Origin of the sequence: Microbacterium meiriae (assembly GCF_025143875.1) — a bacterium.
GTDB lineage: Bacteria > Actinomycetota > Actinomycetes > Actinomycetales > Microbacteriaceae > Microbacterium > Microbacterium meiriae.
In genome coordinates, this window is record NZ_JAMBDU010000002.1 from 40,694 (window position 1) to 67,508 (window position 26,815).

Here is a 26,815-nt window from a genome sequence, read left to right on the forward strand (position 1 = left end):
CGCCGTCTACCTGGTGCCGGGGGCATCGTTGTCTCTCCCCGCTCCCGGCACCTCCTTTCGCAGCGCATCGATGCTCCACCGGTAGCGCTTCAGCCCCGCGAGCAGGATCGCGGCGGCCGTGAAGACGAAGACCGGGTATCGGAATGGCGCAAGCGGCCCGAGGAAGACGAGCATCGTCACGCCGAACGTCACCGTGAGCAGCGCGGCGACTCCCGCCGCGAGCCGGGTCCACAGCCCGACGGCCAGCAGCAGAGCGAGGATGGTCTCCAGAGCCGTCGCCAGCACGGCCGCCGTGTCCACCACCAGGTCGACGGGGACAGGGACGAGCTGCGCCGTGTACGCACGGAAGATCGTCCACGATCCCCACGACACGCCATCAGCCCCCGGGCCGCCGAGGAGCCCGAAGCGGTCGGCGACGGCGAGGGCGAAACTCGCCGCGATCGCGAGACGCAACGCGATCTGCCCCACGTCCTCGATCCGACGACGGGTCTCCGCGTTCGGCACACTCGTGGTCGTCATGGCTCCTGCTCCGATCCGGAGGCTGACGGGCGTCGAGACCTCCAGAGGAGAGACGGGAGAACGCGGCGACGATTACGACGGACGAGACGGGTAGTAGGGCGGGTCGGACTTGAACCGACGATCGTTGGGTTATGAGCCCACTGCCTTAACCAGCTTGGCCACCGCCCCGTACCGCCCAGCCTAGCGGGGCAGGGCCTTACGCTTCCGTTGCGCGGACGTGCGTCGCCGCGTGCTCCAGGTAGATCGCCGCGTTCGCCACCAGAGAGGCACGCTCGTCGTCCGACAGCGCCCTGCGCACCTTCGCGGGAACACCGGCGACCAGGGAACCCGGCGGCACCTCGGTCCCGCCGAGCACCACGGCTCCGCCGGCGATCAGGCAGCCCTCTCCGATCACGGCACCGCTGAGGACGACGGCCCCCATGCCGATGAGAGAGCCGTCACCGATCGTGCAGCCGTGCACCACCGCGTTATGGCCTATGGACACCTGGGAGCCGACGACGACGGGATGCCCGGCGTCGACGTGGATCGACACGTTGTCCTGGACGTTGCTGCCCGGACCGATGATGATGGGCGCCGAGTCACCGCGGAGCACGGCGTTGTACCAGACGCTCGCACCGGGTCCGAGGGAGACCGCGCCCACGATGCGGGCGCCGTCCGCGACGAAGGCCGTGTCGTCGAGCTCGGGGATGCGATCCGGGAGGGCGAGGATGGAAGCTCCGGCAGCGATGCTCATGAGGCGAGACTACCCTCACTTCCGCGGAATCACGCGGAAGTGAGTGGAGCCTCAGCTTCCTTGCGGAATGTCTGAGGCTGAGTAGCGTTGTACTCGTCAGTCATGGAACTTCATTCGGAGGAGCACAAGATGAGCAAGGCCCAGACCGTTTCCACCACCGCCATCGACCCGACTGTCGCCGCCGGTGCGGCGCAGTTCCTCTCCCCCGTCGTCCTCGGTCTCCAGGCGCTGACCGTCAACGGCAAGCAGGCGCACTGGCACGTCCGCGGCGCCAACTTCGTCGGCGTGCACGAGCTGCTCGACACGATCGTCGCCCACGCCGGTGACTTCGCCGACACCGCCGCCGAGCGCATCGTCGCTCTGGGCCTCCCGATCGACGCGCGTGTGAACGCCGTCGCCGAGAAGGCCGGCGCCACCGGCGTTCCGGCCGGCTTCGCGCAGTCGGACGAGCTGATCCGCGCCGTGATCGCCGACATCGACGCGATCCTCGTCGATGTGAAGGCCGCTGTGGAAGGCCTCGACGAGGTCGACCTCACGAGCCAGGATGTGGCGATCGAGATCCAGCGCGGCCTCGAGAAGGACCGCTGGTTCCTCGTGTCGCACATCGCGGCCTGACACCACGTTCACGACGAAGGGCGGCTCCGATACGGGGCCGCCCTTCGTCGTGTGCGCGCCGCCTCAGGCAACGTGCGTGAGGCGGCCGCCGAGCAGCGTCGTGGTGACGGGCATCGTCCGGAGCCCCGCCGCGTCAGCGATGCGAGGATCCCTCCCGAGGATCACGATGTCGGCGCTCTGACCGGGACGAAGAGATGTGCGGACACTCGCTTCGAGCGCCTGCTCCAGCGTCAGCCGCTCCTCCGGATGCCAGGCAGCACGGTCGTCGTCAGTCCGCCAGACGGCCGCGGAGATCGCGTGCCAGGGGTCGAGCGGGGCGACCGGCGCGTCGGACCCGAAGCGCACCTCCGCGCCTGCCGCCCGCAGCGAAGCGAGCGGATAGCCGATGGCCGTCTGACCGGCCCAGTGGTACTCGACCAGGTCGCGGTCGTCCACCGCATGCTGGGGTTGGACGCTCGCGCGCACCCCGAGCCGGGCGAATCGAGCCAGATCCGCGTGCCGCACCAGTTGCGCGTGCTCCATCGACCCCGTGGCACCGGAAGCGCCGAAGGCGTCGAGGGCCGCCGTCACGGCGCGATCGCCGATCGCGTGCACGGCGACCTCGATCCCGGCTCCCGCCGCCGTGGTCAGCAGCGCCGTGAGTTCGTCCGGAGGTACAGTCAGCACCCCGTAGTTCGCGGAGTCGCCGGGGTAGGAGTGTGAGCACGCCGCGGTACGGGTGCCGAGCGAGCCGTCGCTGATGACCTTCAACGACCCGACCCGCACGAGGGATCCGACCAGCCCGGTCGGATCCGACACCGCGAGGCGCTCCCCTGTCCGGAGGCCCGCGGTGATCGCCCGATCGAGATCCGCCCGATAGAACGCGAACTCGACACGGTGCGCGGCGAAGCCCGCGAGGATCCGTCGCGGCCAGGCATCGGCGTTCCACGCCATGTCGAAGTCGACCAGACCGGTCACGCCACGCGCTGCGGCCGCCGCCCCCGCACGGGTGACCGCCTCATCGCTGTGGGCAGGGTCGACGGCATTCAGGCGGCGGGAGATCTCGAACGCGTCCTCCTCGCGGAGCAGACCGTCGTCCCCGCGGAAGCCCTCGCGCGCCAAGGCCGCCGAGTTCAGCCAGACGCTGTGCACGTCCGCGTTGATCAGGTAGGTCGGCACGACGCCGGTTTCGGCATCGAGCGCGGCCACGGATGGCCGATCAGGCCACAGCGCGTCCCGGAACCCCGTGCCGATCCGTCTTCCATCGGGGAGGACCGGAGCGCCGCGCATCAGTCTCGCGGCCGCTGCGGCCGAGTCCGCCTCGTCCAAGGGCACGCGCTCCGCCGCCAGAGCCCACTGCACGGTGTGCACGTGGTTGTCCCACAGCCCGGGGACCGCCCAGGCACCGTCGGCCTGGATGACCTCGCCGCGCGCCGGCAGGGCACCGGTCGGCGCGATGTCGACGATGCGTCCGTGGGCGAGGTGGAGGTCGACCGGCTCATCGTCCAGCAGGAACTCCCGCCCCGGACCCACGGGGCGGACGGCACGGACCGTTCCGACCTCGACTCCGAGGGCGCTCACGCCCCGCCACCCGTCCGTGCGTCCTGTGCACGACGCATCTCCGCGGCGAGGGCGGCGTTCTCATACGGGCCCTCGGCGTGCAGCGCCGCGATCACCGCCTCGATGGTCTCCGCGGGCTTGTTCTGGCTCAGCTTCCGCTTGGCGACGACCTTCGTCGGGGCGAGGCGGAAGCCGACCGTTCCGGATTCGAGTCTCTCGATGAAGGCCGCGTCGTTCGGACGCTCCCACATCAGGCGCGGGTCGGGCAGGCGCGACTCGAACCGCGCGACGAGGGCATCGAGCACACGGAGATTCTCCGCGGTGCTGAGGATCTCGGGAACGCCCGACAGGTGCACCGCGGTGTAGTTCCAGGTGGGGACGGCGGGGACGTCGCCGTACCAGCCCGGCGAGACGTACCCGTGCGGCCCTTGGAAGGCAAGCAGGATCTCCCGGTCCCCCAGACCGTGGATGGCGTCGTCCGGGCGGCCCACGTGCCCCACGACCGTCAGATCATCGCGGTCGTCGTCGAGGAGGACGGCATAGTGCGAGGCGACCAGACCATCCTCAGGCGCACTCACCACCGTCGCCCACGGGTTGGCGTCGATGACGCGGCGGATCTCGGCCACATCGGCGAGCGTGAAGCTCGGATTCTGTCGCATGGATCCCAGCCTAGAGCGGCGGAAGCCCCGGGGATCCCGCCCTCAGGCCTGACAGCGCGGGCACCAGTACAGCTTGCGGGCGCCGATCTCCTCCAGGGCGATCTCGGTCCCGCACACCCGGCACGGTAGGCCGGCGCGGTGGTAGACCCAGTGGCGGTCGTCGCGGCTGGCCATCGCGGCGCGGTACTGCTCAGGAGACAGTCCGTCCATGGTCATCATCTGACCGGTCTCCACACCGATGGCCAGCAGCCGCACCCAGTCGTGCCAGAGCGCCCTGACGACATCCTCCGGGACGTCGCGGCCCGGCGTGTGCGGGTTCAGGCGCTGCCGGTAGAGCATTTCGGCGCGGTACACGTTGCCGATGCCGCTGACGACCGCCTGGTCCATCAGCAGCAGCGCGATCGGGGTCGGCTTCTTCCGCACGGCGCGGACGAACCGCTCCTCGTTCTCCGCCGGATCGCCGACGAGCGGATCGGGGCCGAGCTTGGCCACGGTCGCCAGCATCTCCTCCGGCGTCTGCAGCACGCACGCGGTGGGACCGCGCAGGTCGGCCACGGTGATGTCGGTCATGAGACGGAGACGCACCTGACCCACCACGGGCGGGGGCCATTCGTCGACCTCGTCGGTCAGCCCCTTGGTCTGCTCGGACATCCGCACGTGGACCCTGGCGCGACGCGGAGCCCCGATCGAGGCGAGGGAGTTCTCCCCCGCGTCGTCGAGGATCGCCTCGTCGAAAGTGGTGCCGCGCTGATTGGTCTGTCCCATCCGGCCGTTGGCCGACGCGATGGTGGGATCGACGAGGATCTCCCCCGCGAAGTCCCACGCGCCGTAGAGGCCGAGGTGCACACGCAGCCAGAGGTCGCCCTCCGCCTCGAGGAACATCTGCTTGCCGACGGCCTGCACGCTCACGGCCTGGCGCCCGTCGAGCACGGCGGCGCCCTCGGCGAAACGTCCCTGCGGGCTGGAGGCGCTCATCGTCTTGCCGACGAAGTTGCGATCGAACTGCCGCGCGATGCGGTGGACGGAATGTCCCTCGGGCATGTCAGGCCCGGGGGTCCGGGAGGAGCGAGCCGTCGCGCTCGAAGTCGGCGATCTGTCCGATGCGCCGGACGTGCCGCTCGTCGCCGGAGAACGGCGTGGCGATGAACCTGTCGATGAACGCCGTGACCTCGTCGTAGGTGTGCTGACGCGCGCCGATGGAGATGACGTTCGCGTCGTTGTGCTCCCGCGCGAGCTCGGCCGTGGAGAGGTTCCAGACGAGCGCCGCGCGGACCCCGGCGACCTTGTTCGCGGCGATCTGCTCGCCGTTGCCCGAGCCGCCGAAGACGATACCGAGCGCCGGCACCCCTGTCGCCTGATCGACGACGACGGCCTGCGCCGCCCGGATGCAGAAGGCCGGGTAGTCGTCGAGCGCGTCGTACTCCACCGGACCGTGGTCGATCACCTCGTGCCCCGCGGCGCGGAGATGCTCCTGCAGCCGCGTCGAGAACTCGAGTCCGGCGTGATCGGTGGCGATGTGGATGCGCATGGTCTCCATCCTAGGATCCGGTGTCCGGGACTCAGGGGGCGATGCCGGCCGCCGCGGGCTTGAACCCCGCGCGCACGTTCTCGCAGCACCCGGGACGGCAGACGTCGAACGCGCCGGGCAGATCGGTGACGTGCGGACGCTCCGCGTTCGGGCGACCCTGCAGGCGCTCCTCGATGAGGTCGACGATGCCCTCCACGAACGCCTCGCGGACGCCGGGCGTCGGCGTGCGGACGAAGGCGAGGCCCGCCTCCTCCGCGGCCTCGGCGGCCTCGGTGTCGAGATCCCAGAGGACCTCCATGTGGTCGCTCATGAAGCCGACGGGGACCACGATGACCGCCTTACGACCGCGCACCGGGAGCTCCGCGATCACGTCGCAGACATCGGGCTCCAGCCAGGGCTGCGACGCGGGGCCCGAACGGGACTGGTAGACGAGCTCCCAGGGCACATCGGCGGCTCCCGGGATGGCCGCCCGCACCTGCTCCATCGTCCACTCCGACACGGCGAGGTGCTGCGCGGCATAAGCCCCACCCTCGCCCCAGTCGATATCGCGGGCGCCGGAGCGCTCGGCGTCGGCCGTCGGGATGCTGTGCGTGGAGAAGAGGACCTGGATCTCTGTCGGCGCGAAGCCCTGGTCGAGATAGCCCTGCACCGACTCCCGCACGCCCGCCTCGAAGGCCTCGACGAAGCCGGGGTGGTCGTAGAAGGGACGGATCTTGTCGATGGTGACCGTCTCGCCGAGGCCGGTGTCCGTCAGTACGCGAGCGAAGTCCTCGCGGTACTGGCGGCAGCTGGAGAACGAGCTGTACGCGCTCGTGGCGAAGGCGAGGAGGGTGGTGTGACCGTTCGCGGACGCCTCGGGCAGCACGTCCTCCAGGTACGGACCCCAGTTGCGGTTGCCCCAGTACACGGGGAGGTCGATCCCCCGGGCCACGAGCGCCTTCTCCAGCGCGTCCTTGAGCACACGGTTCTGGCCGTTGATCGGGCTCACCCCGCCGAAGTGACGGTAGTGGTGCGCGACCTCCTCCAGACGCTCATCCGGGATGCCCCGACCGCGCGTCACGTTCCGGAGGAAGGGGATCACGTCCTCCTGACCCTCCGGGCCGCCGAAGCTCGCCAAGAGGATGGCGTCGTAGGCGACGGGCGTGGTCACATAGGGGGCGCCGCCGGCAGCGGCGGGCGAGGCAAAGGGAACGACATTCGGCTCGATCGCGGTCACCCCTCCATCTTCCCACCTCCGCGGACGACGAGCGTCCGCACGACCGTGACTATCCCCGGTCCGTGAGGATCGACGGCGCGCGCGTCGCTCTGGCGTAGGCTGTCATGGTTGCCGTCGGCGCCAACTGCGCCGACCCCGGTTACATCCCCTCACCCCTGGGAGTACAGCTTTGCCTGGAGAGAACCTCACCCGAACCGAAGCGCAGGAGCGCCGCGACGTCGTCGACACGCACTCCTATGAGGTCGCCCTCGATCTGACCAAGGGCGCCGAGGTCTTCGGCTCCCGGAGCGTCGTGCGCTTCTCCGCGTCCCCCGACAGCTTCACCTTCATCGACCTCATCGCCCGTGACGTGCGCGAGATCTCGCTCAACGGAGAGCAGCTCGACCCGCGCGAGGTCTTCGCAGACTCCCGGATCGCGCTCGCCGGTCTGCAGGAGGAGAACGTCCTCGTCGTCGACGCCGACTGCCTCTACACGAACACCGGCGAGGGCCTGCACCGCTTCGTCGACCCGGTGGACGGCGAGGTGTACCTCTACTCGCAGTTCGAGGTGCCCGACTCCCGTCGCGTGTTCGCCGTCTTCGAGCAGCCCGACCTCAAGGCCACCTTCCAGTTCACGGTGACCGCTCCCGCGGAGTGGAAGGTCGTCTCCAACTCCCCCACGCCCGAGCCGATCGTCCACGACGACGGCGTCTCGGCCACCTGGGGCTTCGAGCCCACGCCCCGGATCTCCTCCTACATCACGGCTCTCGTCGCAGGACCGTACGAGGCCACCTTCTCGGAGCTCACCAGCGCGTCCGGCCGGGTGATCCCGCTCGGCGTCTACGGCCGCAAGAGCCTCTGGCAGCACCTCGACGCCGACTACATCTTCGACAAGACCCGAGAGGGCTTCGCCTACTTCGAGTCGAAGTTCGGCGTGCCGTACCCGTTCGCCAAGTACGACCAGCTCTTCGTGCCGGAGTTCAACGCCGGCGCCATGGAGAACGCGGGCGCCGTGACGTTCACCGAGACGTACGTCTTCCGCAGCAAGGTCACGGACGCCGTCAAGGAGCGTCGCGTCGTCACGATCCTGCACGAGCTCGCGCACATGTGGTTCGGCGACCTCGTCACCATGAAGTGGTGGAACGACCTCTGGCTGAACGAGTCGTTCGCCGAGTGGGCCTCGACCATCGCGACCGCCGAGGCGACCGAGTGGACCGAAGCCTGGACCACGTTCAACGCCATGGAGAAGACCTGGGCCTACCGCCAGGACCAGCTCCCCTCGACCCACCCGATCGTCGCCGAGATCAACGACCTCGAGGACGTGCAGGTGAACTTCGATGGGATCACCTACGCCAAGGGCGGCTCCGTCCTGAAGCAGCTCGCCGCGTGGGTCGGCATCGAGGCGTTCTTCGCCGGTGTCTCGCAGTACTTCCAGAAGCACTCCTGGGGTAACACCGAGCTCAGCGACCTGCTGTCCGAGCTGGAGGCCACGAGCGGTCGCGACCTCGGCACCTGGTCCAAGAAGTGGCTGGAGACGGCCGGCGTCAACACTCTCGAGCCGGTCGTGGCCGAGGACGACAACGGGAAGATCTCGCGCTTCGCCATCACTCAGACGGCTCTGGCCGACTACCCGACCATCCGTCCGCACCGTCTCGGCATCGGCTTCTACTCGCTGCAGGACGGCGCGCTCACGCGCACCCACCACATCGAGGTGGACGTGGACGGTGACCGCACCGAGGTGCCCGAGCTCCAGGGCCTGGCTCGCCCCGATCTCATCCTCCTCAACGACGACGACCTCGCGTACGCGAAGATCCGTCTCGACGAGAAGTCGCTCGCGACCGCGATCGCCCACCTCGCCGACATCCACGACCCCCTCGCCCGCTCGCTCGTGTGGGGTGCGGCCTGGGACCAGACCCGCGACGCGGAGACGCCCGCATCCGACTACATCGACCTCGTCCTCGGCAACATCGGTCGGGAGACCGAGTCCACCACGGTCCGGACCACGCTCGCGCAGCTGCGGACGGCCGCGACGCTCTACGTCGCTCCGGCGGAGCGCGAAACCGCACGGCTGAAGGTGGCCGACGGTCTCTGGGCGCTCGCCGAGTCGGCGGAGGCCGGCAGCGACAGCCAGCTCCAGTTCGTCACCGCCTTCGCGAACAACCTGGTGACGCCGGAGCACGCCGGCATCGTCGGCCGTCTGCGCTCGGGCGAGGAGACGCTCCCCGGACTCGACGTGGACGCCGACCTGAGCTGGCAGCTCCTCGTCGGCCTTGCGACGATCGGTGCGACCGACGCCGGTGCCATCGACGCCGCGCTGGCCGCCGACAACACGGCCAAGGGCGCGGAGTTCGCCGCGCAGGCGCGCGCGGCTCTTCCGGACGCCGGAGCGAAGCAGCAGGCCTGGGACGCGCTGATCGCGCGCGACGACGCCCCGAACACGATCGTCCGCTCCGCAGCCCTCGGTTTCGTCCACCCGGCGGGTGCCGAGGTGCTCGGTGCCTTCGTGTCGCAGTACTTCGACATGCTCCTGCCGGTGTGGGAGTCGCGGACCTACCAGATCGCCCAGTACCTGGTCGTCGGGCTGTTCCCCACCGCGCTCGCGGACGTCGCCCTGCGCGACGCGACGCGCGGATGGCTCTCCGCGCACCAGGACGCGCCGCCCGCGCTGCGCCGTCTCGTTCTGGAGAACCTCGCGGACGTGGAGCGCGCTCTCGCCGCGCAGTCCCGCGACGCCGAGGACTGACCCTCCGCCACCGACACGACACGGGCCTCTGCCGCCGCTCTTCCAGCCGGCGCAGAGGCCCGCTCGGTACCATCGAGACGATGCTGATTTCCGCCGAGACGACCCCCGCGCCGACGCCCGCCGAACTCCCGCCGTGGGTGCAGGACATGCTCGCCGTGCTGACCACGGTCGGCGGCAAGCTCCTCCAGATCGCGATGATCATCGGCGCCTGCGTCCTCATCGCGCTCGTGCTGCGCCGGGTGATCACCCGCGTCGTGCACCGCATCGTGGACACCGCCAAGAACAAGGCCGCCGTCGACGACACGCAGGCGCTGGAACGCTCCCCGCTCGCGGACATGCGCCTCGTGCAGCGCACCCGAACGCTCGGCACCATCCTGCAGAACATCGTGAACGTGATGCTCGTCATCATCGCGATCATCCTCATCGTCAACGCGATCGACAACGCTCTCCTCGGATCGCTCACCCTCCTCACGGCAGCGGTCGGCGCCGGCCTGGGTTTCGGCGCCCAGAACATCGTCAAGGACGTGCTGAACGGGATCTTCCTCGTCGCCGAGGACCAGATCGGCATCGGAGACGTCGTCGACCTCGGGCTGGCGAGCGGCGTCGTCGAATACGTCAGCGTGCGCGTGACCCAGGTGCGGGACGTGAACGGGACGCTCTGGTACGTCCGCAACGGCGAGGTCACCCGCATCGGGAACATGTCGCAGGGCTGGGCGCGGGCGATCGTCGACATCGGTGTCGCCCCGGATTCCGACCTCGAGCAGGTCGAGCACATCCTTCTGGAGACCGCGCAGGGACTGGCGAAGGACCCGAAGTGGCGCACGCGCATCGTGGAGAAGCCGGAGCTGTGGGGCCTCGAGTCCATCGACGGGGATGCGCTCGTCGTCCGGGCCGTCATCAAGACCAGGGCGAACGCGCGGGACGACGTGGCACAGGAGCTCCGACGCCGCCTCCGGGCCGCTCTGCTGGAGAAGGAGATCGACGTGCCGCGTCTCGCGGACGTCGTGCCCACAGGACTGGAGGGCGCGCGCCGCGTCCGGGGCGCCAACCCGCCGAAGACGCGCCCCAACGCCGTCACCGGGGTGCCCGTCATCCCCGACCGCGGCATCTGGCGACGCAAGAAGAACACCGGCGGCGACGGGAGTGCAGACAAGTGACGTTCTACGACGAGGTCGGCGGCCGCGAGACGTTCGCGAAGATCGTCTCGGTGTTCTATCGCGAGGTCGCCCTCGATCCCGTGCTCAAGCCGATGTACCCGGAGGAAGACCTCGGTCCCGCGGAGGAGCGGCTGCTGCTGTTCCTCGAGCAGTACTGGGGCGGCCCGACCACCTACGGCGAGACCCGAGGGCACCCCCGGCTGCGGATGAGGCACATGCCGTTCCATGTGGATCCCGACGCACGCGATCGTTGGCTCCGTCACATGCGCACGGCTCTCGACGAGGCGCAGTTGTCCCCGTTGCACGAAACCACCCTCTGGGACTACCTGGAGCGCGCCGCCTATGCCATGGTGAACACATTCGAGCCGTCCGGCATCGGCACGGCACCCCAGGGGCGCACGACCCTGGAGACCCGCTCCCGTCAGGAATCAACGGAGAACCCATGACGACCACACCCCCGACCGCAGACGTCCTGGTGATCGGTTGGGGGTTGGCGGGTCTCGTCGCGGCCGCGGAAGCCCTCGAGGCCGGGCGCCGCGTCGTCATCGTCGACCAGGAGCCCCGCACGAACCTCGGCGGGCAGGCGTGGTGGTCCTTCGGCGGGCTGTTCCTCGTGGACTCCCCGGAGCAGCGCCGCCTCGGCATCAGCGACTCGCTCGAGCTCGCGACCCAGGACTGGTTCGGTACCGCGGGATTCGACCGACCCGAGGACGAGTGGCCACGGCGCTGGGCCGAGGCCTATCTGCAGTTCGCGGCCGGCGAGAAGCGCTCGTGGCTCCGTGCCCGCGGCGTCGGCTTCTTCCCGGTGGTCGGGTGGGCCGAGCGGGGCGGCTACGGCGCCCTCGGCCCCGGCAACTCAGTCCCTCGCTTCCACATCACGTGGGGCACCGGGCCGGGGATCGTCGCCCCGTTTGCGGCCGCCGTCGAGCAGGGTGAGCGCGAGGGACGACTCACCGTCCTCGCCAGACACCGCGTCGAGGAGCTCATCCTCACCGACGGACGCGTGACCGGCGCGCGCGGGAGCGTGCTGGCGTCGGATGGTGCCGCACGCGGCATCCCCTCCTCGCGCGAGGTCATCGGCGCCTTCGAGATCGACGCGACGGCGACGATCGTGGCCTCGGGGGGCATCGGCGGAAACCATGACCTCGTCCGCGCGGCCTGGCCCCCGCGCCTCGGCACTCCCCCGGCGCACATGCTCTCCGGCGTGCCCGCCTATGTCGACGGCTCGATGCAGGCCGTGAGCGCCACCGCCGGCGCCCGCCTCATCAACGGCGACCGGATGTGGCACTACGTGGAGGGCATCACGAACTGGAACCCGGTGTGGCCGCAGCACGGCATCCGCATCCTGCCAGGGCCGTCGTCGCTGTGGCTCGACGCGACCGGACACCGGCTCCCCGTTCCGCTCTTCCCCGGCTTCGACACCCTCGGCACGCTCGAGCACCTGCGGCGGACGGGCCACGACCACTCCTGGTTCGTGACCTCGCGGCAGATCGTGGAGAAGGAGTTCGCGCTGTCCGGCAGCGAGCAGAACCCCGACCTCACCGGCAAGGATGTGGCGCTGCTGCTCAAGTCCCGCCTCGCGAAGGGGCCGACGGGACCGGTGCAGTCATTCCTCGACGAGGGCGAGGACTTCATCGTCGAGAACGACCTGGAGTCGCTGCTGGAGCAGATGGCGGCTCATCCCGGCGGCGAGCTCCTGGACATCGATGCCGTGCGCCGGGAAGTGGTCGCTCGCGATCGCGAGATGGCGAACGACTTCAGCAAGGATGCGCAGATCGGCATGCTGCGCTCGATGCGGGCCTATCGCGGGGACAAGCTCATCCGCACCGCGGCGCCGCACCGGCTGCAGGATCCCTCCGCAGGACCGCTGATCGCGGTCAAGCTGCACGTGCTGACCAGGAAGTCCCTCGGCGGGATCAACACCGATCTCGACGGTCGTGCCCTGGACGTAGGCGGCGCACCGATTCCTGGCCTCTTCGCCGCCGGTGAGGCCAGCGGCTTCGGCGGCGGGGGCGCGCACGGCTACCGCGCCCTGGAGGGGACATTCCTCGGCGGGTGCCTGTTCTCCGGCCGTCAGGCGGGACGCGCGGCGGCTGCGCTCGGCTGAACCGGCACTGTTCCCTGGTCCTGCCTGCGGTCACGTCAGGCTGTGGAGCCGGTGGCCCGCACCCCCGTCAGTCCGGTGGCGACGGGGCCCCGTGCGAGGACGTGGCCGCGGCGGAACGCGAGCCTCGTCCAGCGGCCGGACCGCGTGACGGTCACGTCCTCTTCACCGGAGATGAAGCCCAGCGCGTCCGCGGCGAACGCCACGCCCCGCGGCAATCCGCCGAGGTCGTCGTCCGGCTCGCCCCAGATGGCCGCGCGAAGCGCGCGCACGGCCTCCTCACCCGACCCCGGTCCCGCACCGTGGGCGACCGCGGAGATGCCCCACTGTGCACGCTGCGCGATGATGGAGGCGGGCAGGACGGACTCCGCGAGCCAGCCCTGCCGCGGGGGCGCGACGCCGGCCCATGCGGGCGAGAGGGCGGTCTCGGGCAGCCCGAGGCGCTGCGGGTCGTCCGTCGGGCTCAGGGCGTCGATCACGAGGTCGCACTCGAGCTCCGGATCGGCACGGACGATGCGCATGGCGAGGATCGTCGGCGTCTGGTCGAAGAGCCCCTGAGGTGCGAGGACCGCCGTCGTGAGCGCCAGGACGCCGTGATGGGCCTGCAGGCGAACCCCTTCGTCAGACACCCGGGCCGCGCGGCCCGTGAACGTGAGGACATCCTTCGCCGTGTCCGGATCGGCGAGCAGGAGCTGAGGGGTCACGCGTTCTAAACTACCAACGAGCGGCGACCCGGGGCCGCGGAGGGGAACACATGAGCGCCGACGAGCACGCCATCCAGACCGTGGAGCGTCTTCTCGACGTCCTCGACCTCGACGCCACCCAGGCGCGGACCACCGAGGACATCTTCACCGGTTCGTCGCACCCGATGCCGAGCGGCCGCATCTACGGCGGTCAGGTGCTCGCGCAGACCCTCGTGGCCGCGGAGCGCACGCTGCCGGAGGACCGGGCCGTCCACTCGATGCACGGGTACTTCCTCCGCCCCGGCGACGCGAGCCAGGGCATCACCATCGCCGTCGACCGCATCCACGACGGCCGCTCGTTCTCCACCCGTCGGACTCAGGCATACCAGAACGGCGTCCCGATCTTCTCGATGATCGCCTCGTTCCAGGACGCCGACCCCGGAGTGGAGCACGCCGAGCCCATGCCCGCCGGTATCCCTGTCCCCGAGGACCTCGTCCCCGATGAGGACCGGGTGCCGGGCCTCGCCGGCGGTGCACGGCGCATGCTGAGCGAGCGCGCCGCGGACATCCGCCACGTCGACTCCCCGCTCTATCTGCCGAACGATGATGAGAGGGTTCCGCGGCAGGCGGTGTGGATGCGGCTGCGTGCCCCGCTCCCCGACGACCAGCGGCTGCATCGGGCCGCGCTCGCCTACCTCAGCGACATGACGATCCAGGAGTCGATCCTGCGCGCTCACGGAGTGTCATGGTCGCTGCCCGGGTTGAAGGTCGCGAGCCTGGACCACGCGATGTGGTGGCATCGTCCGGCCCGCGTGGACGAATGGCTCCTCTACGTGCAGGAGTCGCCGAGCGCCCGGGGCGGTCGCGGTCTGGCCACGGGGCGGGTGTACACCCGTGAGGGCGCGCTGGTCGCGAGCGTCGCGCAGGAGATCATGATCCGCGTCCCGGAGGATCGCTGACCTGCGCTCAGCGGTGGGCGTACTCGATGGAGGGGCCGACGTACGGCTCCCATGCCTCGCGCATCTCCGCGGTCAGCCGCGTCGGCCGCCCGGTCCCCGCGTCGACGAGCACGATGACGGCCGTGGACCGCGCGTAGAGTTCACGCGGCTCGGCGGCCGGGTCGTTGTGCACCTCGTAGCAGACCTCGACGCTCGATCCACCGAGCTTCCCGAACCACATCTGCACCTCCAACGGGCGGCGCTGATACGGCACCGGAGCGAGGTACTCGATCTCCTGCCGCGCGATGAGCGTCAGGATGCCTTCCTCGATCCCGGAGTCGAGGACGGCCGTGGACGGCGCCTGCTCGCCGGGTCCCGCCCGCCAGAACGCGCGGACGCGCGCCTCCTCGAGCAGCTTGAGCATCGAGGTGTTGTTGACATGGTTGAACGCATCCAGATCGCCCCAGCGGAGCTGGATCGGGATGTGCAGGCGGGAACCCGGCGAGTCGGTGCTCATGACCGGCTCAGTCGCGCGTGAGCTTGCGGTGGGTCGAGCGGTGGGGCTTGGCCGCGTCCGGCCCGAGGCGCTCGATCTTGTTCTGCTCGTAGGCCTCGAAGTTGCCCTCGAACCAGTACCACTGGTCGGGCTTCTCGTCCGTGCCCTCGTACGCGAGGATGTGCGTCGCGATCCGGTCGAGGAACCACCGGTCGTGGGTGATGACCACGGCGCAGCCGGGGAACTCGAGCAGCGCGTTCTCCAGGGAGCTCAGGGTCTCGACGTCGAGGTCGTTGGTCGGCTCGTCGAGGAGGAGCAGGTTGCCGCCCTCCTTGAGGGTGAGCGCGAGGTTCAGACGGTTGCGCTCACCACCGGAGAGCACGCCGGCCTTCTTCTGCTGGTCCGGACCCTTGAACCCGAACTTGGACACGTAGGCACGGGACGGGATCTCGGTCTTGCCGACCGTGATGAAGTCGAGTCCGTCGGACACGACCTCCCACAGGGTCTTGTTCGGGTCGATCGACGAACGCGACTGGTCGACGTAGCTGATCTTGACGGTCTCGCCGATCTTCAGGTCTCCGCCGTCCAGGGGCTCGAGACCGACGATGGTCTTGAACAGGGTCGTCTTTCCGACGCCGTTCGGACCGATGACGCCGACGATGCCGTTCGGCGGGAGGCTGAAGCTCAGGCCGTCGATGAGCGAGCGCCCGTCGAAGCCCTTCTTGAGGTTCTTCGCCTCGATGACCACGTTGCCGAGTCGAGGACCGGCAGGGATCTGGATCTCCTCGAAGTCCAGCTTCCTCGTCCGCTCCGCCTCGGCCGCCATCTCCTCGTACCGGGCGAGACGGGCCTTCGACTTGGTCTGGCGGCCCTTCGCGCTGGAGCGGACCCAGTCGAGCTCGTCCTTGAGGCGCTTCGCGAGCTTGGCGTCCTTCTTGCCCTGGATGTCGAGGCGCTCGGCCTTCTTCTCCAGGTACGTCGAGTAGTTGCCCTCGTAGCCGATGAGGCGGCCGCGGTCGACCTCGGCGATCCACTCGGCCACGTGGTCGAGGAAGTACCGGTCGTGGGTGATCGCGATCACGGCGCCCTTGTACGACTGGAGGTGCTGCTCGAGCCAGAGCACGCTCTCCGCGTCGAGGTGGTTGGTGGGCTCGTCGAGGAGCAGCAGGTCGGGCTTCTGCAGCAGCAGCTTGGCCAGCGCCACACGGCGCTTCTCGCCACCGGAGAGCGGAGCGATGGCCGCGTCGCCGGGCGGGGTGCGCAGGGCGTCCATCGCCTGCTCGAGCTGGGAATCGAGGTCCCAGCCGTCCGCCGCGTCGATCTCCTCCTGCAGCGTACCCATCTCCGCGAGCAGCGCATCGAAGTCGGCGTCCGGGTCGGCCATCAGCGCGGAGATCTCGTTGAACCGGTCGACCTTGGCCTTGATGGCGATGCCGTCCTGGATGTTCTCCAGGACCGTCTTCGACTCGTCGAGCTCGGGCTCCTGCATGAGGATGCCCACGGAGTAGCCCGGCGAGAGCTTGGCCTCACCGTTGGAGGGCGTGTCGAGCCCCGCCATGATCTTGAGGATCGTCGACTTTCCGGCGCCGTTGGGGCCGACCATGCCGATCTTCGCGCCCGGCAGGAACGCCATCGTGACGTCGTCCAGGATGAGCTTCTCACCCACCGCCTTGCGGGCACGAACCATGGAGTAGATGTACTCAGCCACCGAAAACCGCTCCTTCTGTTGGCGTCGAAGATCGACACTCCAGCCTACCGGCCGTGAGCGGGCTTATCTGTGTACGCGGGTCACCAGTCGATCGGCCGCGTCACGCCCACGAGACAGCGCCCGCCGGCGAGCTGCGGCATGACGGTGGTCACGACGGCGCCGGTGGAGGGCCCGACCTGTCCGATCAGGCACTCCTCCTCGCCCCAGCGGACCGAGAACTGGATGCTCTCCGCCGGGTTCCCGACCGTGGACTGGTCCGGCGTGAGCTGCATGGCGTCCCGATCGAACCCCGCCGCGACGAGACCGTCGACGTATGCCCGCCCCTCCGCACGCTGCTCCGTGCCCCACACCTGTTCGGCCACTGCGGTGAACACGGGAAGGTTGTCTGCGGCGCTCCCGCCCGGCACCAGAGCAGGCGCGGCCGGCGGTGTCGGCGTGGCACTGGCCGTCCCGGTCGGGGTCGGCGTCACCTCCGGCTCCGGGGCGCACCCGGCGAGGACGGCTGCCGAGAGACCGGCGACGAGCACGAGCGCCGCAGCGCGGGAGTTCAGGACCGATCGGAGCACGAGCAGAGTCTAGGCCGCCTCGCCCTCCGCCGGCTGCTCCCACGCATCGCGCCCTTCCTCATCGGTCGTCGGGACGTCCCCGCTCACCTCCACATCCGTGGGAGACGGACGGGTGCTCGGTCGGTACGCGGTGGTCCCCCACCGCAGATCGTGTCCGATCGTGTCGGCGTCGATGTCGACGCTCGTCCCCTGCTTGCCATTGCTCTCCCACGGTCGTACGCGCAGTCGTCCCGAGACGATGACGCTGTCGCCGACCCTGAGCGATGCGCGCGCATGCTCCGCGAGCTGGCGGAAGGCGGCGATCGAGAACCAGTTGGTCCCCGCATCCACCCACGAGCCGCTCGCTGCGTCGAAGCGCCGGTGCGTGCTCGCCAGCCGGAAGTTCGTGACGGGCACCCCCGCACTCGTCCGCCCCGGGGTGGGCTCCGTCGCGACTCTCCCCACGATGGTCACGGTGTCGATCATGCGTTCGTCCTCTCGCTGCCGGCTCAGTGGCCGGATGCCCTCCAGCGTGCACCTCGCGGAGCAGGTTGCAGGGGCACGATCGCGCGATCTGTGGACGGGCTAAGGCAACCGTCATCCGTGCAGAAGAAGCCAGGTCACCGCCGGATATCGATGCGCGGACCAATGTCGGTGGTCGGTCGTATGTTCGAACCATGGAAGGAGAGACCATGACCGCCACCACCACCGCTTCGATCCCTGCTCCCGGAAACCCCCTCGTGGCCCCGCCGCTCGCGTCCCGGCGAGAGCACCTCGTCCGTGCCGCCGATCACCTGTGGCGCGTACAGGACAGCCGCGAGCACGTCCTCGGCCACCTGCGCGTGGTGGCCGATCCTCTCGGCCTCCGGTACCGGGCGGAGCGGCTCCATCTGGCGACGGGTGACTTCCGGCTGATCGGCGAGTTCTGGCGCGCGGACGACGCCGTCGACGCGCTGCGACACTGCTGACCTCCGGTCGACGTGACCGGCGATCACTGGCGCCCCCGGCAGGATTCGAACCTGCGACCAAGAGATTAGAAGGCTCCTGCTCTATCCCCTGAGCTACGGAGGCGGACATCTCTACCGTACCGCGCTCCCCCGGCGGATGTCGGGGCCGTCGATAGGATGGCGACATGGTGACTGCTTCCGAGAACGACCGCCTCGTCTGGATCGACTGCGAGATGACGGGACTCGATCTCGCCATCGATGAACTGGTCGAGATCGCGGTGGTGGTCACCGACTTCGAGCTGCGTCCGCTCGACCCCGGCTTCCAGGTCGTCATCCGTCCGAGCGCGGACGCCCTCGCGCACATGAACGACTTCGTCACCGCGATGCACGAGACCTCCGGGCTCATCGAGGAGATCCCGCAGGGGATCAGCCTCGAGGAGGCGGAGGAACAGACGTTGGCCTACATCCGCCGCTTCGTCCCGCTGGAGCGCCGCGCGCCCCTCGCCGGCAACACGATCGGCACCGACCGGATGTTCCTCGCGAAGTACATGCCACAGGTCGACCAGTGGCTGCACTACCGGAACGTCGACGTCTCCAGCATCAAGGAGCTTTCCCGCCGCTGGTACCCGCGGGTGTTCTTCCAGGCACCTGCCAAGGACGGCGGGCACCGCGCGCTGGCGGACATCCTCGAGTCGATCCGCGAGCTGCGTTACTACCGCGAAGCCGTCTTCGTCGACGAACCGGGACCTTCCAGCGATGATGCGAAGGAGATCGCCGCCCGCACGGTGTCGGAGTTCACCTCGAACATGTAATAGACTCGTGGGGTTGCCTGTTTCGGCGGGCGCATGGTGGGTATAGCTCAGCTGGTAGAGCGCCTGGTTGTGGTCCAGGAGGTCGCGGGTTCAAGCCCCGTTACTCACCCCAGTAAGGAGTAGGGCGGGCGGGGGATAAACCCCCCGCCGCCTACATCCCCGCCTACATCGCCTCGGATCACGCCCAATCTGGGAGTGATTATGACCGAAGACGAGAGCACAGCCAGCAACTTTGCCGACCGTGAAGCATCGCGGCGAAGTCAGCGCTGGGTGCCGACCCTATCGGGCGAGAGCGGCGCGGCGGTCGGGTCCATACTGACCGGAGATGAACTAAGGCTGACCTTCGATAAGCCTGAGTTCGACGCTCCCGCCGTGATCGGGCACATGGAGGCTCGGGATTCCGGCATCACCGAAGACCCTGAAGAGGGAACGATCGTTCAGCGCCTGGAGTACTGGGCGCGCGACCGTGAATACGACTTCACGCGAACCACTCGCCCGGAGTATGTCGAAGGGTTCAGGGACGCGCAGGGCGTCGTTCTGGGTCTGATCCAGGCATGGGAAGACCCAGGACAGGTAGCCGAGCCGACTGACGCAGAGGTGCTCGCAGCGATTCGTGCGTATGCCGATGATCGTTTCCGATATGGACATCAGGACCGCACGGTCGGCTCGATGAGGGTCGCGTCTGACCTGTACGCGATCCTCGGTCTGTCTGCGGAAGAGCTCCCAGCCGCGGAGCCCCAGGGTCAGCAGTCGGACGCTCAGGTAACGAGTGAGGCGCTTCGACGCTGGCCGCGTGACCCGAACGACCTATCTGCTCACGCCCTACGCCGCCTGCTGTTTCTGCAGGGGGCTTTGTGGATGCGCGCCGCCTCCGGAGCAGTGTCCGACCCCCAGCGTAGGAATGGGGAGTGACGATGGAATCAGCCCTGCACGAAGTGGCGCGCGTCTACATAGAAGCTGCCGCCAGTTCGCGAACGCCACTCAAGGTGGTCGCGGATCACTTTGGAGTTTCTCAGAGCACGGCCACGCGCCGCGTTGCCGCGGCTCGTAAGTCCGGCCTCGTGCCCGAGGTCACCTCCACCACCAATCCGTATGTCGCAGCCATCTGCGCAGATCTTGGCGTTTCGGTCGAAGCGTTCGAAGCCGCCGTGCGACGGCATGCCCCCAATGGGAACCTTCGCGTGCAGGTGGGCAAGCGTGGCTAGTGTCTCTCCGCGTACTCTCGCGTCTGGTGAGGTGCGTTGGCGTGTGCAGGTGCGCGTCAAGGGACAGATGAAGCAGACGACGTTCCTCAACAAGAAGGGCGCTGACCAGTACGCCGACATGATCGACAAGCACGGCTGGGAAGTGGCCGAGCGTGTCCGCATCGACCGCATGAAGCGCACCGAATCGACACCGACGCTGCGGGAGTACACGGCCCGCTACCTCGACCCGCACAGCGGCCTCCTGACCGGTGTGGAGCAAGGAACACGGCAAGGGTACGAGGCTGAGGCGGAGAGGTCGTTCCTGCAAACGCTGGGCGAGATCCCGATAGATCTAGTGACGAAGCAGGACGTCGGTTCGTGGTTGGCGTGGCAAGAGCGTCAACCCGTTTGGCGCGACCGGAACAAGCCGCTGGATCAGCAGAAGCCCGTGTCGTCCAAGACGGTTCGGAACTACCACGCGCTCCTGTCCGCGATCTTCAAGTCCGCCGTCGACCAAGGCCTCCGCACGGACAACCCCGCGTTCAAGGTGCGCGTCACCAGGGGAACCAAACGCGAGAACGTGTTCCTCTCCCCCGCCGAGTTCAACACCCTGCTCCACTTCATCCCCGAGAAGCATCAGAGGTTCGTCCTGTTCCTCGCCGGCACCGGGATGCGGTGGGGTGAAGCGACCGCGGTCACATGGGGTGACGTTGCCCTTCACGGGAAACCGCCCACGGTGCGCGTGACGAGGGCGTGGAAGAAGTCGAAGGGTGGGCCGCTGCTCAAGTACCCGAAGACGTCACGGTCGAGGCGTTCCGTGTCCCTGTTCCCGGACCTTGTGGCGATCATGGGTGCACCCGGTGAGGCCGACGCGTTCGTGTTCCCGAACCAGACGGGCGGGCACTTGTGGCACGGGCCGTTCAACACGCGCGTGTGGACCCCTGCCGTTCGAAAGGCGATGGATGCTGACCTGTGCGCCGAGCTCGGATTGACGGTAATCAAACGGGCGCCGACGATTCACGACATGCGGCACACCCACGCGTCCTGGTTGATCGCTCAGGGCATCCCACTCCCCTACATTCAGGCACGCCTTGGGCACGAGTCGATCACGACCACGGTGAACACGTATGGGCACCTTGTTGCGGATGCGCACGACCAGATGGCCAGCGCTATTGCCGCGACGTTGACGAACGTTGGGCCGCGCCTTTCGATCACACAACACGCCGAACCGTAAAGCCTGCTTGACATGACCGTAATTACAGACACATAATGGGGACATGCACAGCACACACAACTCGGGCCGGCGGGTAGTGATGACCGCCAGAAGATGCTTAGGGGTCGATGGAGACCCCGCCAACGGCAACGAGTAACACCACAGCATCACCGACACAGCGCCGTGTCCCGTATACGCAGAAGAGCCCCCGCCCAAACAGGCGGGGGTTCTGTGTTTCATCACGCAGCGGTACGGGCGGAGCGTTCGCGAGATCGTTTCGCCATCCGTTCCCTCACCATGCGCGCCGTCACCGGGTCGACTTTGATCCCGTCGACGGATTGTGCGGCACGGTGGAGGAGCGTGTAGTAGCGGACTTCGGTGATACCAATTTGGTGGCGGATTGCGTGAGTCTTCGCGGGTGTGTGTTTCGGGTGGCGGGCTTCGAAGGCGAGTAGTTCAGCGGGCGTCACGGTTCCCATGATCCTCGTGGGGTCGGACATTGACGCCGCGACTAAACTGACTTGTCTCGGCCGGAGAAATGGATGATCCGGCATGCAATCACGAGGCCTCTCCCCCGCGGTGAAGCTCAGTATCGAGTTGGATGCGATCTGTTCACGCAACAGGTACACGACTGACCCGGCACCCGTGTTGGGTGAGCTGAGGGCGACCGCGGGTGATCGTACGGATGTGCTCGCTGAGGCCGTGGGGACGTGGGTTGGTTACTTCGAGGACGAGTACACAGCCACACTGTGCACTGCCCTCCGCACGCTCCCGGACCTTGAACCGTGGATCGCGTTGGGTCAGCATCGTCGGTCACTCCCAGACCCGTCCACACCCGAACGGTTGGGGCATGGGCAAGCAGCTGCACTCCCTCTCTACATCACCACCGACCCGGCCATCCTCGACGCGCCCTAGGCAAAAACGAAAAGCCCCCGCCTGACCGTATGAGTCAGACGGGGGCTTCTCTGTTACAGGTTCGGTAGCGCCGCCCACGTTCCAGGGGTTCACTGCTACAAGACAATCAACCATCCGATCCCCCGCCCTTCCTAGATTCGATGTTCAGTTAGCGTTAGCCGGCGCCGCATACACGGCACCAAAACCAACCAGGAAGCCTCCAACGGCCAGGCCGATGATGCTCCACACCTCGTCGCCCGCGATCGCACCGTCCGACAGTGCAGCCGTGATCGCAGACCCGACACCACCAGTCGCGAGACCAGCGATACCGCCAGCGAGAGCCTTCTTCGTGCGCGCCCAGAACGACGGCGCATCAACAACAGGTGTACTCATGTGTCACTCCTTATAGATAGGTGGTTCTGTATGCCACTCGTCATCAGCGAGGTAGCCCAGGCCGAGACGGTGGAGAATCTGAGGCGGCGGCATTGGCATGTCACCGAGACGGCCACGCTGACCCCACCGCCAAACGCCCACGATCCACTCGCGGAACGCGTTCTGAATCTCATGCGATTCCTTCTTCACCGCGTCGAGCTCAGAACGAATCGGGGCAACCTGCCGTTCCACCTCTTCACGGATGTACTGAGCAAGCTGGGACGCGTCATCAAACCGCTCCGTGATACCGGTCGCCTTGTCACGCTTCCGGGTAGCGATGAACACCAGGATCGCCGCGAGACTGCCACCGCCAAGCAAACCGCCCAGAAGCGTGCCGACCCACGCTTCCATCAGGCGGCCCTACGTGCGCGCTCTTCAGTCCCGAGGATCCAAAGACGCAGACAGGGGATCAGCATCGCCGCCAACAGCAACCCGGACACCGCATCCTTCGCACCATCAACGGTCGTTGGGGAAGCGCGCATGGCGATGAAGTAGAGAAGGAGCACGGAGAACAACGCCCCCTTCCCGACAATCTCGAACGGCCACAACGCCGGGAACACCGACCCGACGAAGCAAGCAACCGCGAGTAGGAACCATGCCAGGTAGATCGCGAGCGCAACCCCTGCCGGGTACAGGGACTCGATCGACGGGATGCCGACGAACAGCGCCCGCCCACCAATGACCGCCATGATGACGTCGAACGCGGGGAACACGAACCACTTGAGCGGCCCCGCGTACTTCCGCTCGAGGATGGGGACGGCGCTCGGGTACCAGATCGACGCGCGCCACAACCGGCGCATCAGTACGTCCCGAGAGCAACGATCTTGTTGTACCAGCTCTTCGAAACCGGAACCAGCCGCGGCAACGGCACACCACCCGCCGTAGACGCAACAGCCTTACGCGACTCCCACTCCTGCTTCGTAACCACACGCGACTTACCGCGCGCCTCGTTAAAGAAACGGTAAGCACGGTTCGCGTCCGAAACATCCCGAAAGTAATAGCCCATAACCTCGTCCTCCTCCTGATCATCTGACGGCGTCGCGACCGGCCTCGAAGACCCTCCGCCCGCCGGCGCACCATAGTTCTTGTCCCGGTCGCGGATGTACTCAAAATGGTGATTCTCGTTCGCCACATACAAGCGGTTCCGGATGAAACCGTTCTCAGCGAGGATCGCCACGATGCGAGCGTTACGCCAGTCATCAGAATCCAGAGCGACACCGGCAACATGGAACGACTCAGACGGGTGCACCGCCTTGCTATGGCCGGGATACTTCGACCACTGGTAGCCAGAAACCACGTATGCGAGCCACGCGACATGCATCGCCAACTGCGTCGCCCACGACCGATACGTGGAATTGACATCGATGGCGCGCCCGAACTCTCGACGCACCTGCGCCTCCGCGCGCCTAAACGCGGCTGCCGCCTCAGGTGTGAACTGAACCCCCGGACGAACCTCCTCGATTACCAGGCCGCCCATGATCAGGCCGCCTCATATTCGACACAGAGGTAGAGGGTAGTCCCGCTTTGATGCGCCGAAGAGGTAGGGAAGGTTGCACTGAGATTCGATCCCTGGCTGATCGCTGAACCCGAAGCGGCAGGGAAGTTGACCGCCACCGTGGAGCCACCCGTATAGCGAGGTCGCACCGAGTACAACACGCTGCCATTCGCCAGGAAGAATGATCCCCAGCCGATATCCCGCGTCATCGACGTATTAGCGATCGGAGTCGGGAGGCTAAGCGTGACAGGCGCTGTCGGGGAGGCCAACGCCGAACGAGTGACCTCGTACTGAGCGCGGACCATTTTTCCCCGCTGTTCGAACTTCGCAACAGTTGTGACCCCCGTAAGACCGACGACGGTCGGGGTGAACGCGGTGAGAGGACGGAACAACACGGACCAGCCGGCAGCCGTCGTATACAGGTACTCAACCCCCGAATCCAACGCATACCCGCGCAAACCCTCGCGCTTAAACCCATACGCCTCAAGGGCGGCAACGTTCGCACGAATAATGCGGTTACCAACGTCCCCCGCGTACTCTGCCGCTTTCGTCGGATCGACCTTGATGTCTGGGGCGTCCGTATCCAGAAAAATCGGGTGTCCGTCCGGCCCGTAACTATTCACTGCCATGCCTGCCCCTTAAAACACAAAACGCCCCGAAGAGGGGCGTCGAAACGAAAATGTCTTGATTCGGGTCAGCGGGTGCCCGAAATGCGCAGAGCGCCCGAGAGGGAGTCAGTTGAGGTGCCCCGCCACATGTTGTACCCGCCGTCCGCTACCGCTATCCCCCGACCGCCCGCCGCAACATACGCACCGAACGAGAGGGGAAGCGTCTGCCACCCAGACCGTCGCCCCTGAGGAAGTGGCGTCATCGAGGTGATGGTCGGCGCACCACCAGGAATCGATGGGTGCGGGTGAACGCCAATAGACGCAACGCCAACCTGCTGCACCAACGGCAAGTAGATGTCGATCCTGGAGACCGTCCCCGCCCCCACGGCATCACGCACCCGGTTCCCGTACACCCAGATGCCGTCGTTGTTCGCCGACGCCCAGGGATCGTTCCCCCACCAGCCGGAACCCGGCTGAAAGCGACCACTGTTGGAGGCACGCACGGTCACTGTGAACGGAACCGCTTCGCCCCCCGTCTCATCCGGAGGCGCCGGTCGATCAACCGCCGCGACCTTCCCAAGAATCATCCCGCCCGGAACAGTCCAGTCCACCACCACCGAATCACCATTCGCGGGCGTGTAGGACGCCATCACCGGCATCATGTAGGACACCGAGTCGACAAGCACCGTCGCCCGAGGCGTTCCCGCTGCCGTGATCTCCCCCAACGGGCTCAAAGGCGTCACCGGCCCCGTCACAGCCGGTGAACCGTTCACCCACTCCACACGCACAGCCATACCCGCAAGGGGAGGATTAAACCCGACGCACGGAACCGTCACCGTCGCGGGGCCAATGTTCACCACCGCGAATCGGCCATCCATCCGCACAAAGACCGCAGTCTCGGAACGGGCCGACCCCTGAGCTGACAGGCGCCGCGCAACAGCCTCAGCGTTGATCACATCAACCTCCGAGCAACCCGCAACGTAACAGTCATGTATGGCGAGTCAGACAACGACACCCTCCGCAACCGACCAACCAGAGGACGCTTCCAACCCTCCAACTCCACCACGTCACCAACTTCAACGAGCGGATTCACATGGCACTGCACCTGCACGTCATACTGCTGCGAACTAATCGACTCATTCAGAACCGCGCGAACCGCCGCATCAGCCTGAGCCTGCGTCTTCACCAAATCCGAAGAGTGATACCGGGTATTGACCCCGTAATCGCCAGATACCGACAACGGACCCGACGTGACCTCCGCCACGGCATACAACGGTTTCCCCGTCGCGTCCTCATATGAACCAACAACCTGATTGAACACCGTGTAGGTCTCAATCTCGTCCGCAACCTCAGTGACCGTGCCTCGCTCACCCAACAGCAATGTTGCAACTGGATCACCAATCACATCCGGCAGAATCACCCAAGCACCGCGACTATTAACCACGGCCGAACCGCCCAGAACCTTCCCAAGCTCGAGAACCGCCTCCAACCGCCCGCCCTGCTTCGCCTCCCACACCTTCAACGAAGGAACAGGAACATCAGGAACAGACTCCTCAACCGGCATGCCAGTCAACCGACGAATCTCCGAAAAAGCAGACACCCCCGCCCTCGACTGCTCCGGAAACTTGAAGCCCCACCGGTCAACATCCACCTCAAGCGAATCGAAACCAAGCGACACGCGAGACGCAACAACCAACGACCGGCCCTCAACGACAGCCATAGTGTCCGAAGCCGCGGTAACCGACCCCACACGGTACGTCCCCAACGAAATCGATTCCTCAAACCCCCCTGCGCGAATCGTCATCACCGGCTCAATACGAGCGCGAAACGGAGACAACACGCCCTCCGTGCCAACCGGCACCACCGAAGACCCATCCACAGACGGCCGCACGATCGTCCCCGAACCCTGCGAACACACCCCACGCCCCAGATCGGAATCGATCTGCCACGACTCGAACCGGACCTCCTCGAGCACCCGCTCCGACCCGTTAAACACATTCGACGAAACCTCACGCTCAAACGAACCCGTCAGAACACTCGCGAGCTGAGCACTGTGCTGCCTCATACG

31 protein-coding genes and 3 tRNA genes are annotated in these 26,815 nt (G+C 67.3%); 12 read left to right on the forward strand and 22 right to left on the reverse strand.

The genetic code is table 11. The features are described 5' to 3' along the window. Positions 1-6: 6 nt before the first annotated feature. The 3 genes from M4D53_RS01545 to M4D53_RS01555 form a co-directional block, all read right to left on the reverse strand. Entirely contained in the window at positions 7-519 is a 513-nt protein-coding gene (locus M4D53_RS01545) for a DoxX family protein (protein WP_259951551.1), read from the reverse strand. A gap of 94 nt (positions 520-613) precedes the next feature. After that, positions 614-687 (reverse strand) — tRNA-Ile (locus M4D53_RS01550). 28 nt (positions 688-715) lie between these two features. Continuing rightward, a complete protein-coding gene (locus M4D53_RS01555) occupies positions 716-1,252 on the reverse strand; it encodes a gamma carbonic anhydrase family protein (RefSeq protein WP_187664036.1) in 537 nt (178 codons plus the stop codon). Positions 1,253-1,381: 129 nt separating this feature from the next. On the opposite strand from M4D53_RS01555, the gene M4D53_RS01560 reads away from it, so the two are divergent. Beyond that, positions 1,382-1,867 (forward strand): Dps family protein, encoded by a 486-nt coding sequence (locus M4D53_RS01560; RefSeq protein ID WP_025103404.1) that lies wholly within the window; start codon positions 1,382-1,384, stop codon positions 1,865-1,867. Between the two features lie 63 nt (positions 1,868-1,930). Here M4D53_RS01560 and M4D53_RS01565 read toward each other — a convergent pair whose 3' ends face one another. The 5 genes from M4D53_RS01565 to M4D53_RS01585 are packed head-to-tail and all read right to left on the reverse strand — an operon-like array spanning position 1,931 to position 6,809. Next, on the reverse strand, positions 1,931-3,427 hold the full coding sequence (locus M4D53_RS01565) for an amidohydrolase (RefSeq protein ID WP_259951552.1): 1,497 nt from the start codon (positions 3,425-3,427) through the stop codon (positions 1,931-1,933). Further along, on the reverse strand, positions 3,424-4,065 hold the full coding sequence (locus M4D53_RS01570; RefSeq protein ID WP_259951553.1) for an FMN-binding negative transcriptional regulator: 642 nt from the start codon (positions 4,063-4,065) through the stop codon (positions 3,424-3,426). Before M4D53_RS01570 ends, M4D53_RS01565 begins: the two co-directional genes overlap by 4 nt. 42 nt (positions 4,066-4,107) lie before the next feature. Further along, complete coding sequence (locus M4D53_RS01575) at positions 4,108-5,106, reverse strand: Fpg/Nei family DNA glycosylase (protein WP_259951554.1); 999 nt, start codon at positions 5,104-5,106, stop codon at positions 4,108-4,110. A 1-nt stretch (position 5,107) separates the two neighbouring features. Continuing rightward, positions 5,108-5,593: a ribose-5-phosphate isomerase gene (locus M4D53_RS01580; protein WP_136052822.1), complete on the reverse strand. Its 486-nt coding sequence runs from the start codon at positions 5,591-5,593 to the stop codon at positions 5,108-5,110. A gap of 31 nt (positions 5,594-5,624) precedes the next feature. After that, a complete protein-coding gene (locus tag M4D53_RS01585) occupies positions 5,625-6,809 on the reverse strand; it encodes a ferrochelatase (RefSeq protein ID WP_259951555.1) in 1,185 nt (394 codons plus the stop codon). Positions 6,810-6,978: 169 nt separating this feature from the next. Here M4D53_RS01585 and pepN point away from each other — a divergent pair, with 169 nt between their 5' ends. The 4 genes from pepN to M4D53_RS01605 all read left to right on the forward strand — a co-directional run bounded on the left by pepN (position 6,979) and on the right by M4D53_RS01605 (position 12,795). Beyond that, positions 6,979-9,531 (forward strand): aminopeptidase N, encoded by a 2,553-nt coding sequence (gene pepN, locus M4D53_RS01590; protein WP_259951556.1) that lies wholly within the window; start codon positions 6,979-6,981, stop codon positions 9,529-9,531. A gap of 80 nt (positions 9,532-9,611) precedes the next feature. After that, positions 9,612-10,688 carry a mechanosensitive ion channel family protein gene (locus M4D53_RS01595; protein WP_259951557.1) on the forward strand — a complete coding sequence of 359 codons (1,077 nt, stop codon included), beginning with the start codon at positions 9,612-9,614 and terminating at the stop codon, positions 10,686-10,688. Next, positions 10,685-11,134 (forward strand): globin, encoded by a 450-nt coding sequence (locus M4D53_RS01600; protein WP_259951558.1) that lies wholly within the window; start codon positions 10,685-10,687, stop codon positions 11,132-11,134. Before M4D53_RS01595 ends, M4D53_RS01600 begins: the two co-directional genes overlap by 4 nt. Further along, entirely contained in the window at positions 11,131-12,795 is a 1,665-nt protein-coding gene (locus M4D53_RS01605) for an FAD-binding dehydrogenase (protein WP_259951559.1), read from the forward strand. The genes M4D53_RS01600 and M4D53_RS01605 overlap by 4 nt, the downstream gene beginning before the upstream one ends. Positions 12,796-12,830: 35 nt before the next feature. On the opposite strand, the gene M4D53_RS01610 is transcribed toward M4D53_RS01605, so the two are convergent. Beyond that, on the reverse strand, positions 12,831-13,496 hold the full coding sequence (locus M4D53_RS01610; RefSeq protein ID WP_259951560.1) for a DUF8185 domain-containing protein: 666 nt from the start codon (positions 13,494-13,496) through the stop codon (positions 12,831-12,833). A 50-nt stretch (positions 13,497-13,546) separates the two neighbouring features. Here M4D53_RS01610 and M4D53_RS01615 point away from each other — a divergent pair, with 50 nt between their 5' ends. Further along, a complete protein-coding gene (locus M4D53_RS01615) occupies positions 13,547-14,434 on the forward strand; it encodes an acyl-CoA thioesterase (protein WP_259951561.1) in 888 nt (295 codons plus the stop codon). A gap of 7 nt (positions 14,435-14,441) precedes the next feature. On the opposite strand, the gene M4D53_RS01620 is transcribed toward M4D53_RS01615, so the two are convergent. The 4 genes from M4D53_RS01620 to M4D53_RS01635 form a co-directional block, all read right to left on the reverse strand. Next, positions 14,442-14,930, reverse strand: coding sequence for an acyl-CoA thioesterase (locus M4D53_RS01620; protein WP_187664025.1), 489 nt, complete (start codon positions 14,928-14,930; stop codon positions 14,442-14,444). Positions 14,931-14,937: 7 nt separating this feature from the next. Further along, on the reverse strand, positions 14,938-16,617 hold the full coding sequence (ettA, locus tag M4D53_RS01625; protein WP_025103391.1) for an energy-dependent translational throttle protein EttA: 1,680 nt from the start codon (positions 16,615-16,617) through the stop codon (positions 14,938-14,940). Positions 16,618-16,697: 80 nt separating this feature from the next. Next, a complete protein-coding gene (locus tag M4D53_RS01630; protein ID WP_259951562.1) occupies positions 16,698-17,183 on the reverse strand; it encodes a DUF6993 domain-containing protein in 486 nt (161 codons plus the stop codon). A 9-nt stretch (positions 17,184-17,192) separates the two neighbouring features. Beyond that, complete coding sequence (locus tag M4D53_RS01635; protein WP_187664024.1) at positions 17,193-17,648, reverse strand: single-stranded DNA-binding protein; 456 nt, start codon at positions 17,646-17,648, stop codon at positions 17,193-17,195. A gap of 206 nt (positions 17,649-17,854) precedes the next feature. On the opposite strand from M4D53_RS01635, the gene M4D53_RS01640 reads away from it, so the two are divergent. Continuing rightward, positions 17,855-18,130: a hypothetical protein gene (locus M4D53_RS01640; RefSeq protein WP_259951563.1), complete on the forward strand. Its 276-nt coding sequence runs from the start codon at positions 17,855-17,857 to the stop codon at positions 18,128-18,130. A 27-nt stretch (positions 18,131-18,157) separates the two neighbouring features. Here M4D53_RS01640 and M4D53_RS01645 read toward each other — a convergent pair. Then, positions 18,158-18,233 (reverse strand) — tRNA-Arg (locus tag M4D53_RS01645). A gap of 61 nt (positions 18,234-18,294) precedes the next feature. On the opposite strand from M4D53_RS01645, the gene orn reads away from it, so the two are divergent. The 5 genes from orn to M4D53_RS01670 all read left to right on the forward strand — a co-directional run bounded on the left by orn (position 18,295) and on the right by M4D53_RS01670 (position 21,339). Further along, positions 18,295-18,921, forward strand: a complete 627-nt coding sequence (gene orn / locus M4D53_RS01650; protein ID WP_187664022.1) for an oligoribonuclease — start codon at positions 18,295-18,297, stop codon at positions 18,919-18,921. Positions 18,922-18,957: 36 nt separating this feature from the next. Next, positions 18,958-19,033, forward strand: a tRNA-His gene (locus M4D53_RS01655). Positions 19,034-19,122: 89 nt separating this feature from the next. Continuing rightward, positions 19,123-19,833, forward strand: coding sequence for a hypothetical protein (locus M4D53_RS01660; RefSeq protein WP_259951564.1), 711 nt, complete (start codon positions 19,123-19,125; stop codon positions 19,831-19,833). Then, positions 19,830-20,126 (forward strand): hypothetical protein, encoded by a 297-nt coding sequence (locus M4D53_RS01665; RefSeq protein ID WP_259951565.1) that lies wholly within the window; start codon positions 19,830-19,832, stop codon positions 20,124-20,126. Before M4D53_RS01660 ends, M4D53_RS01665 begins: the two co-directional genes overlap by 4 nt. Before the next feature lie 43 nt (positions 20,127-20,169). Further along, positions 20,170-21,339: a tyrosine-type recombinase/integrase gene (locus M4D53_RS01670; protein WP_259951566.1), complete on the forward strand. Its 1,170-nt coding sequence runs from the start codon at positions 20,170-20,172 to the stop codon at positions 21,337-21,339. Between the two features lie 218 nt (positions 21,340-21,557). On the opposite strand, the gene M4D53_RS01675 is transcribed toward M4D53_RS01670, so the two are convergent. The 8 genes from M4D53_RS01675 to M4D53_RS01710 all read right to left on the reverse strand — a co-directional run bounded on the left by M4D53_RS01675 (position 21,558) and on the right by M4D53_RS01710 (position 26,812). Then, a complete protein-coding gene (locus tag M4D53_RS01675; RefSeq protein WP_259951567.1) occupies positions 21,558-21,797 on the reverse strand; it encodes a DUF3263 domain-containing protein in 240 nt (79 codons plus the stop codon). 580 nt (positions 21,798-22,377) lie between these two features. Continuing rightward, the gene (locus tag M4D53_RS01680; RefSeq protein ID WP_259951568.1) at positions 22,378-22,605 is read right to left on the reverse strand and encodes a hypothetical protein; all 228 of its coding nucleotides are present in this window, start codon (positions 22,603-22,605) and stop codon (positions 22,378-22,380) included. 3 nt (positions 22,606-22,608) lie between these two features. Further along, positions 22,609-22,995 carry a hypothetical protein gene (locus tag M4D53_RS01685; RefSeq protein WP_247642242.1) on the reverse strand — a complete coding sequence of 129 codons (387 nt, stop codon included), beginning with the start codon at positions 22,993-22,995 and terminating at the stop codon, positions 22,609-22,611. Further along, positions 22,995-23,444, reverse strand: a complete 450-nt coding sequence (locus M4D53_RS01690; protein WP_259951569.1) for a hypothetical protein — start codon at positions 23,442-23,444, stop codon at positions 22,995-22,997. Before M4D53_RS01690 ends, M4D53_RS01685 begins: the two co-directional genes overlap by 1 nt. Further along, positions 23,444-24,121: a M15 family metallopeptidase domain-containing protein gene (locus M4D53_RS01695; RefSeq protein ID WP_259951570.1), complete on the reverse strand. Its 678-nt coding sequence runs from the start codon at positions 24,119-24,121 to the stop codon at positions 23,444-23,446. The genes M4D53_RS01690 and M4D53_RS01695 overlap by 1 nt, the downstream gene beginning before the upstream one ends. A gap of 2 nt (positions 24,122-24,123) precedes the next feature. Next, entirely contained in the window at positions 24,124-24,768 is a 645-nt protein-coding gene (locus M4D53_RS01700; protein WP_259951571.1) for a hypothetical protein, read from the reverse strand. A gap of 65 nt (positions 24,769-24,833) precedes the next feature. Then, positions 24,834-25,703: a hypothetical protein gene (locus M4D53_RS01705; RefSeq protein ID WP_259951572.1), complete on the reverse strand. Its 870-nt coding sequence runs from the start codon at positions 25,701-25,703 to the stop codon at positions 24,834-24,836. Continuing rightward, complete coding sequence (locus M4D53_RS01710) at positions 25,700-26,812, reverse strand: hypothetical protein (protein WP_259951573.1); 1,113 nt, start codon at positions 26,810-26,812, stop codon at positions 25,700-25,702. The genes M4D53_RS01705 and M4D53_RS01710 overlap by 4 nt, the downstream gene beginning before the upstream one ends. Positions 26,813-26,815: the final 3 nt, after the last annotated feature.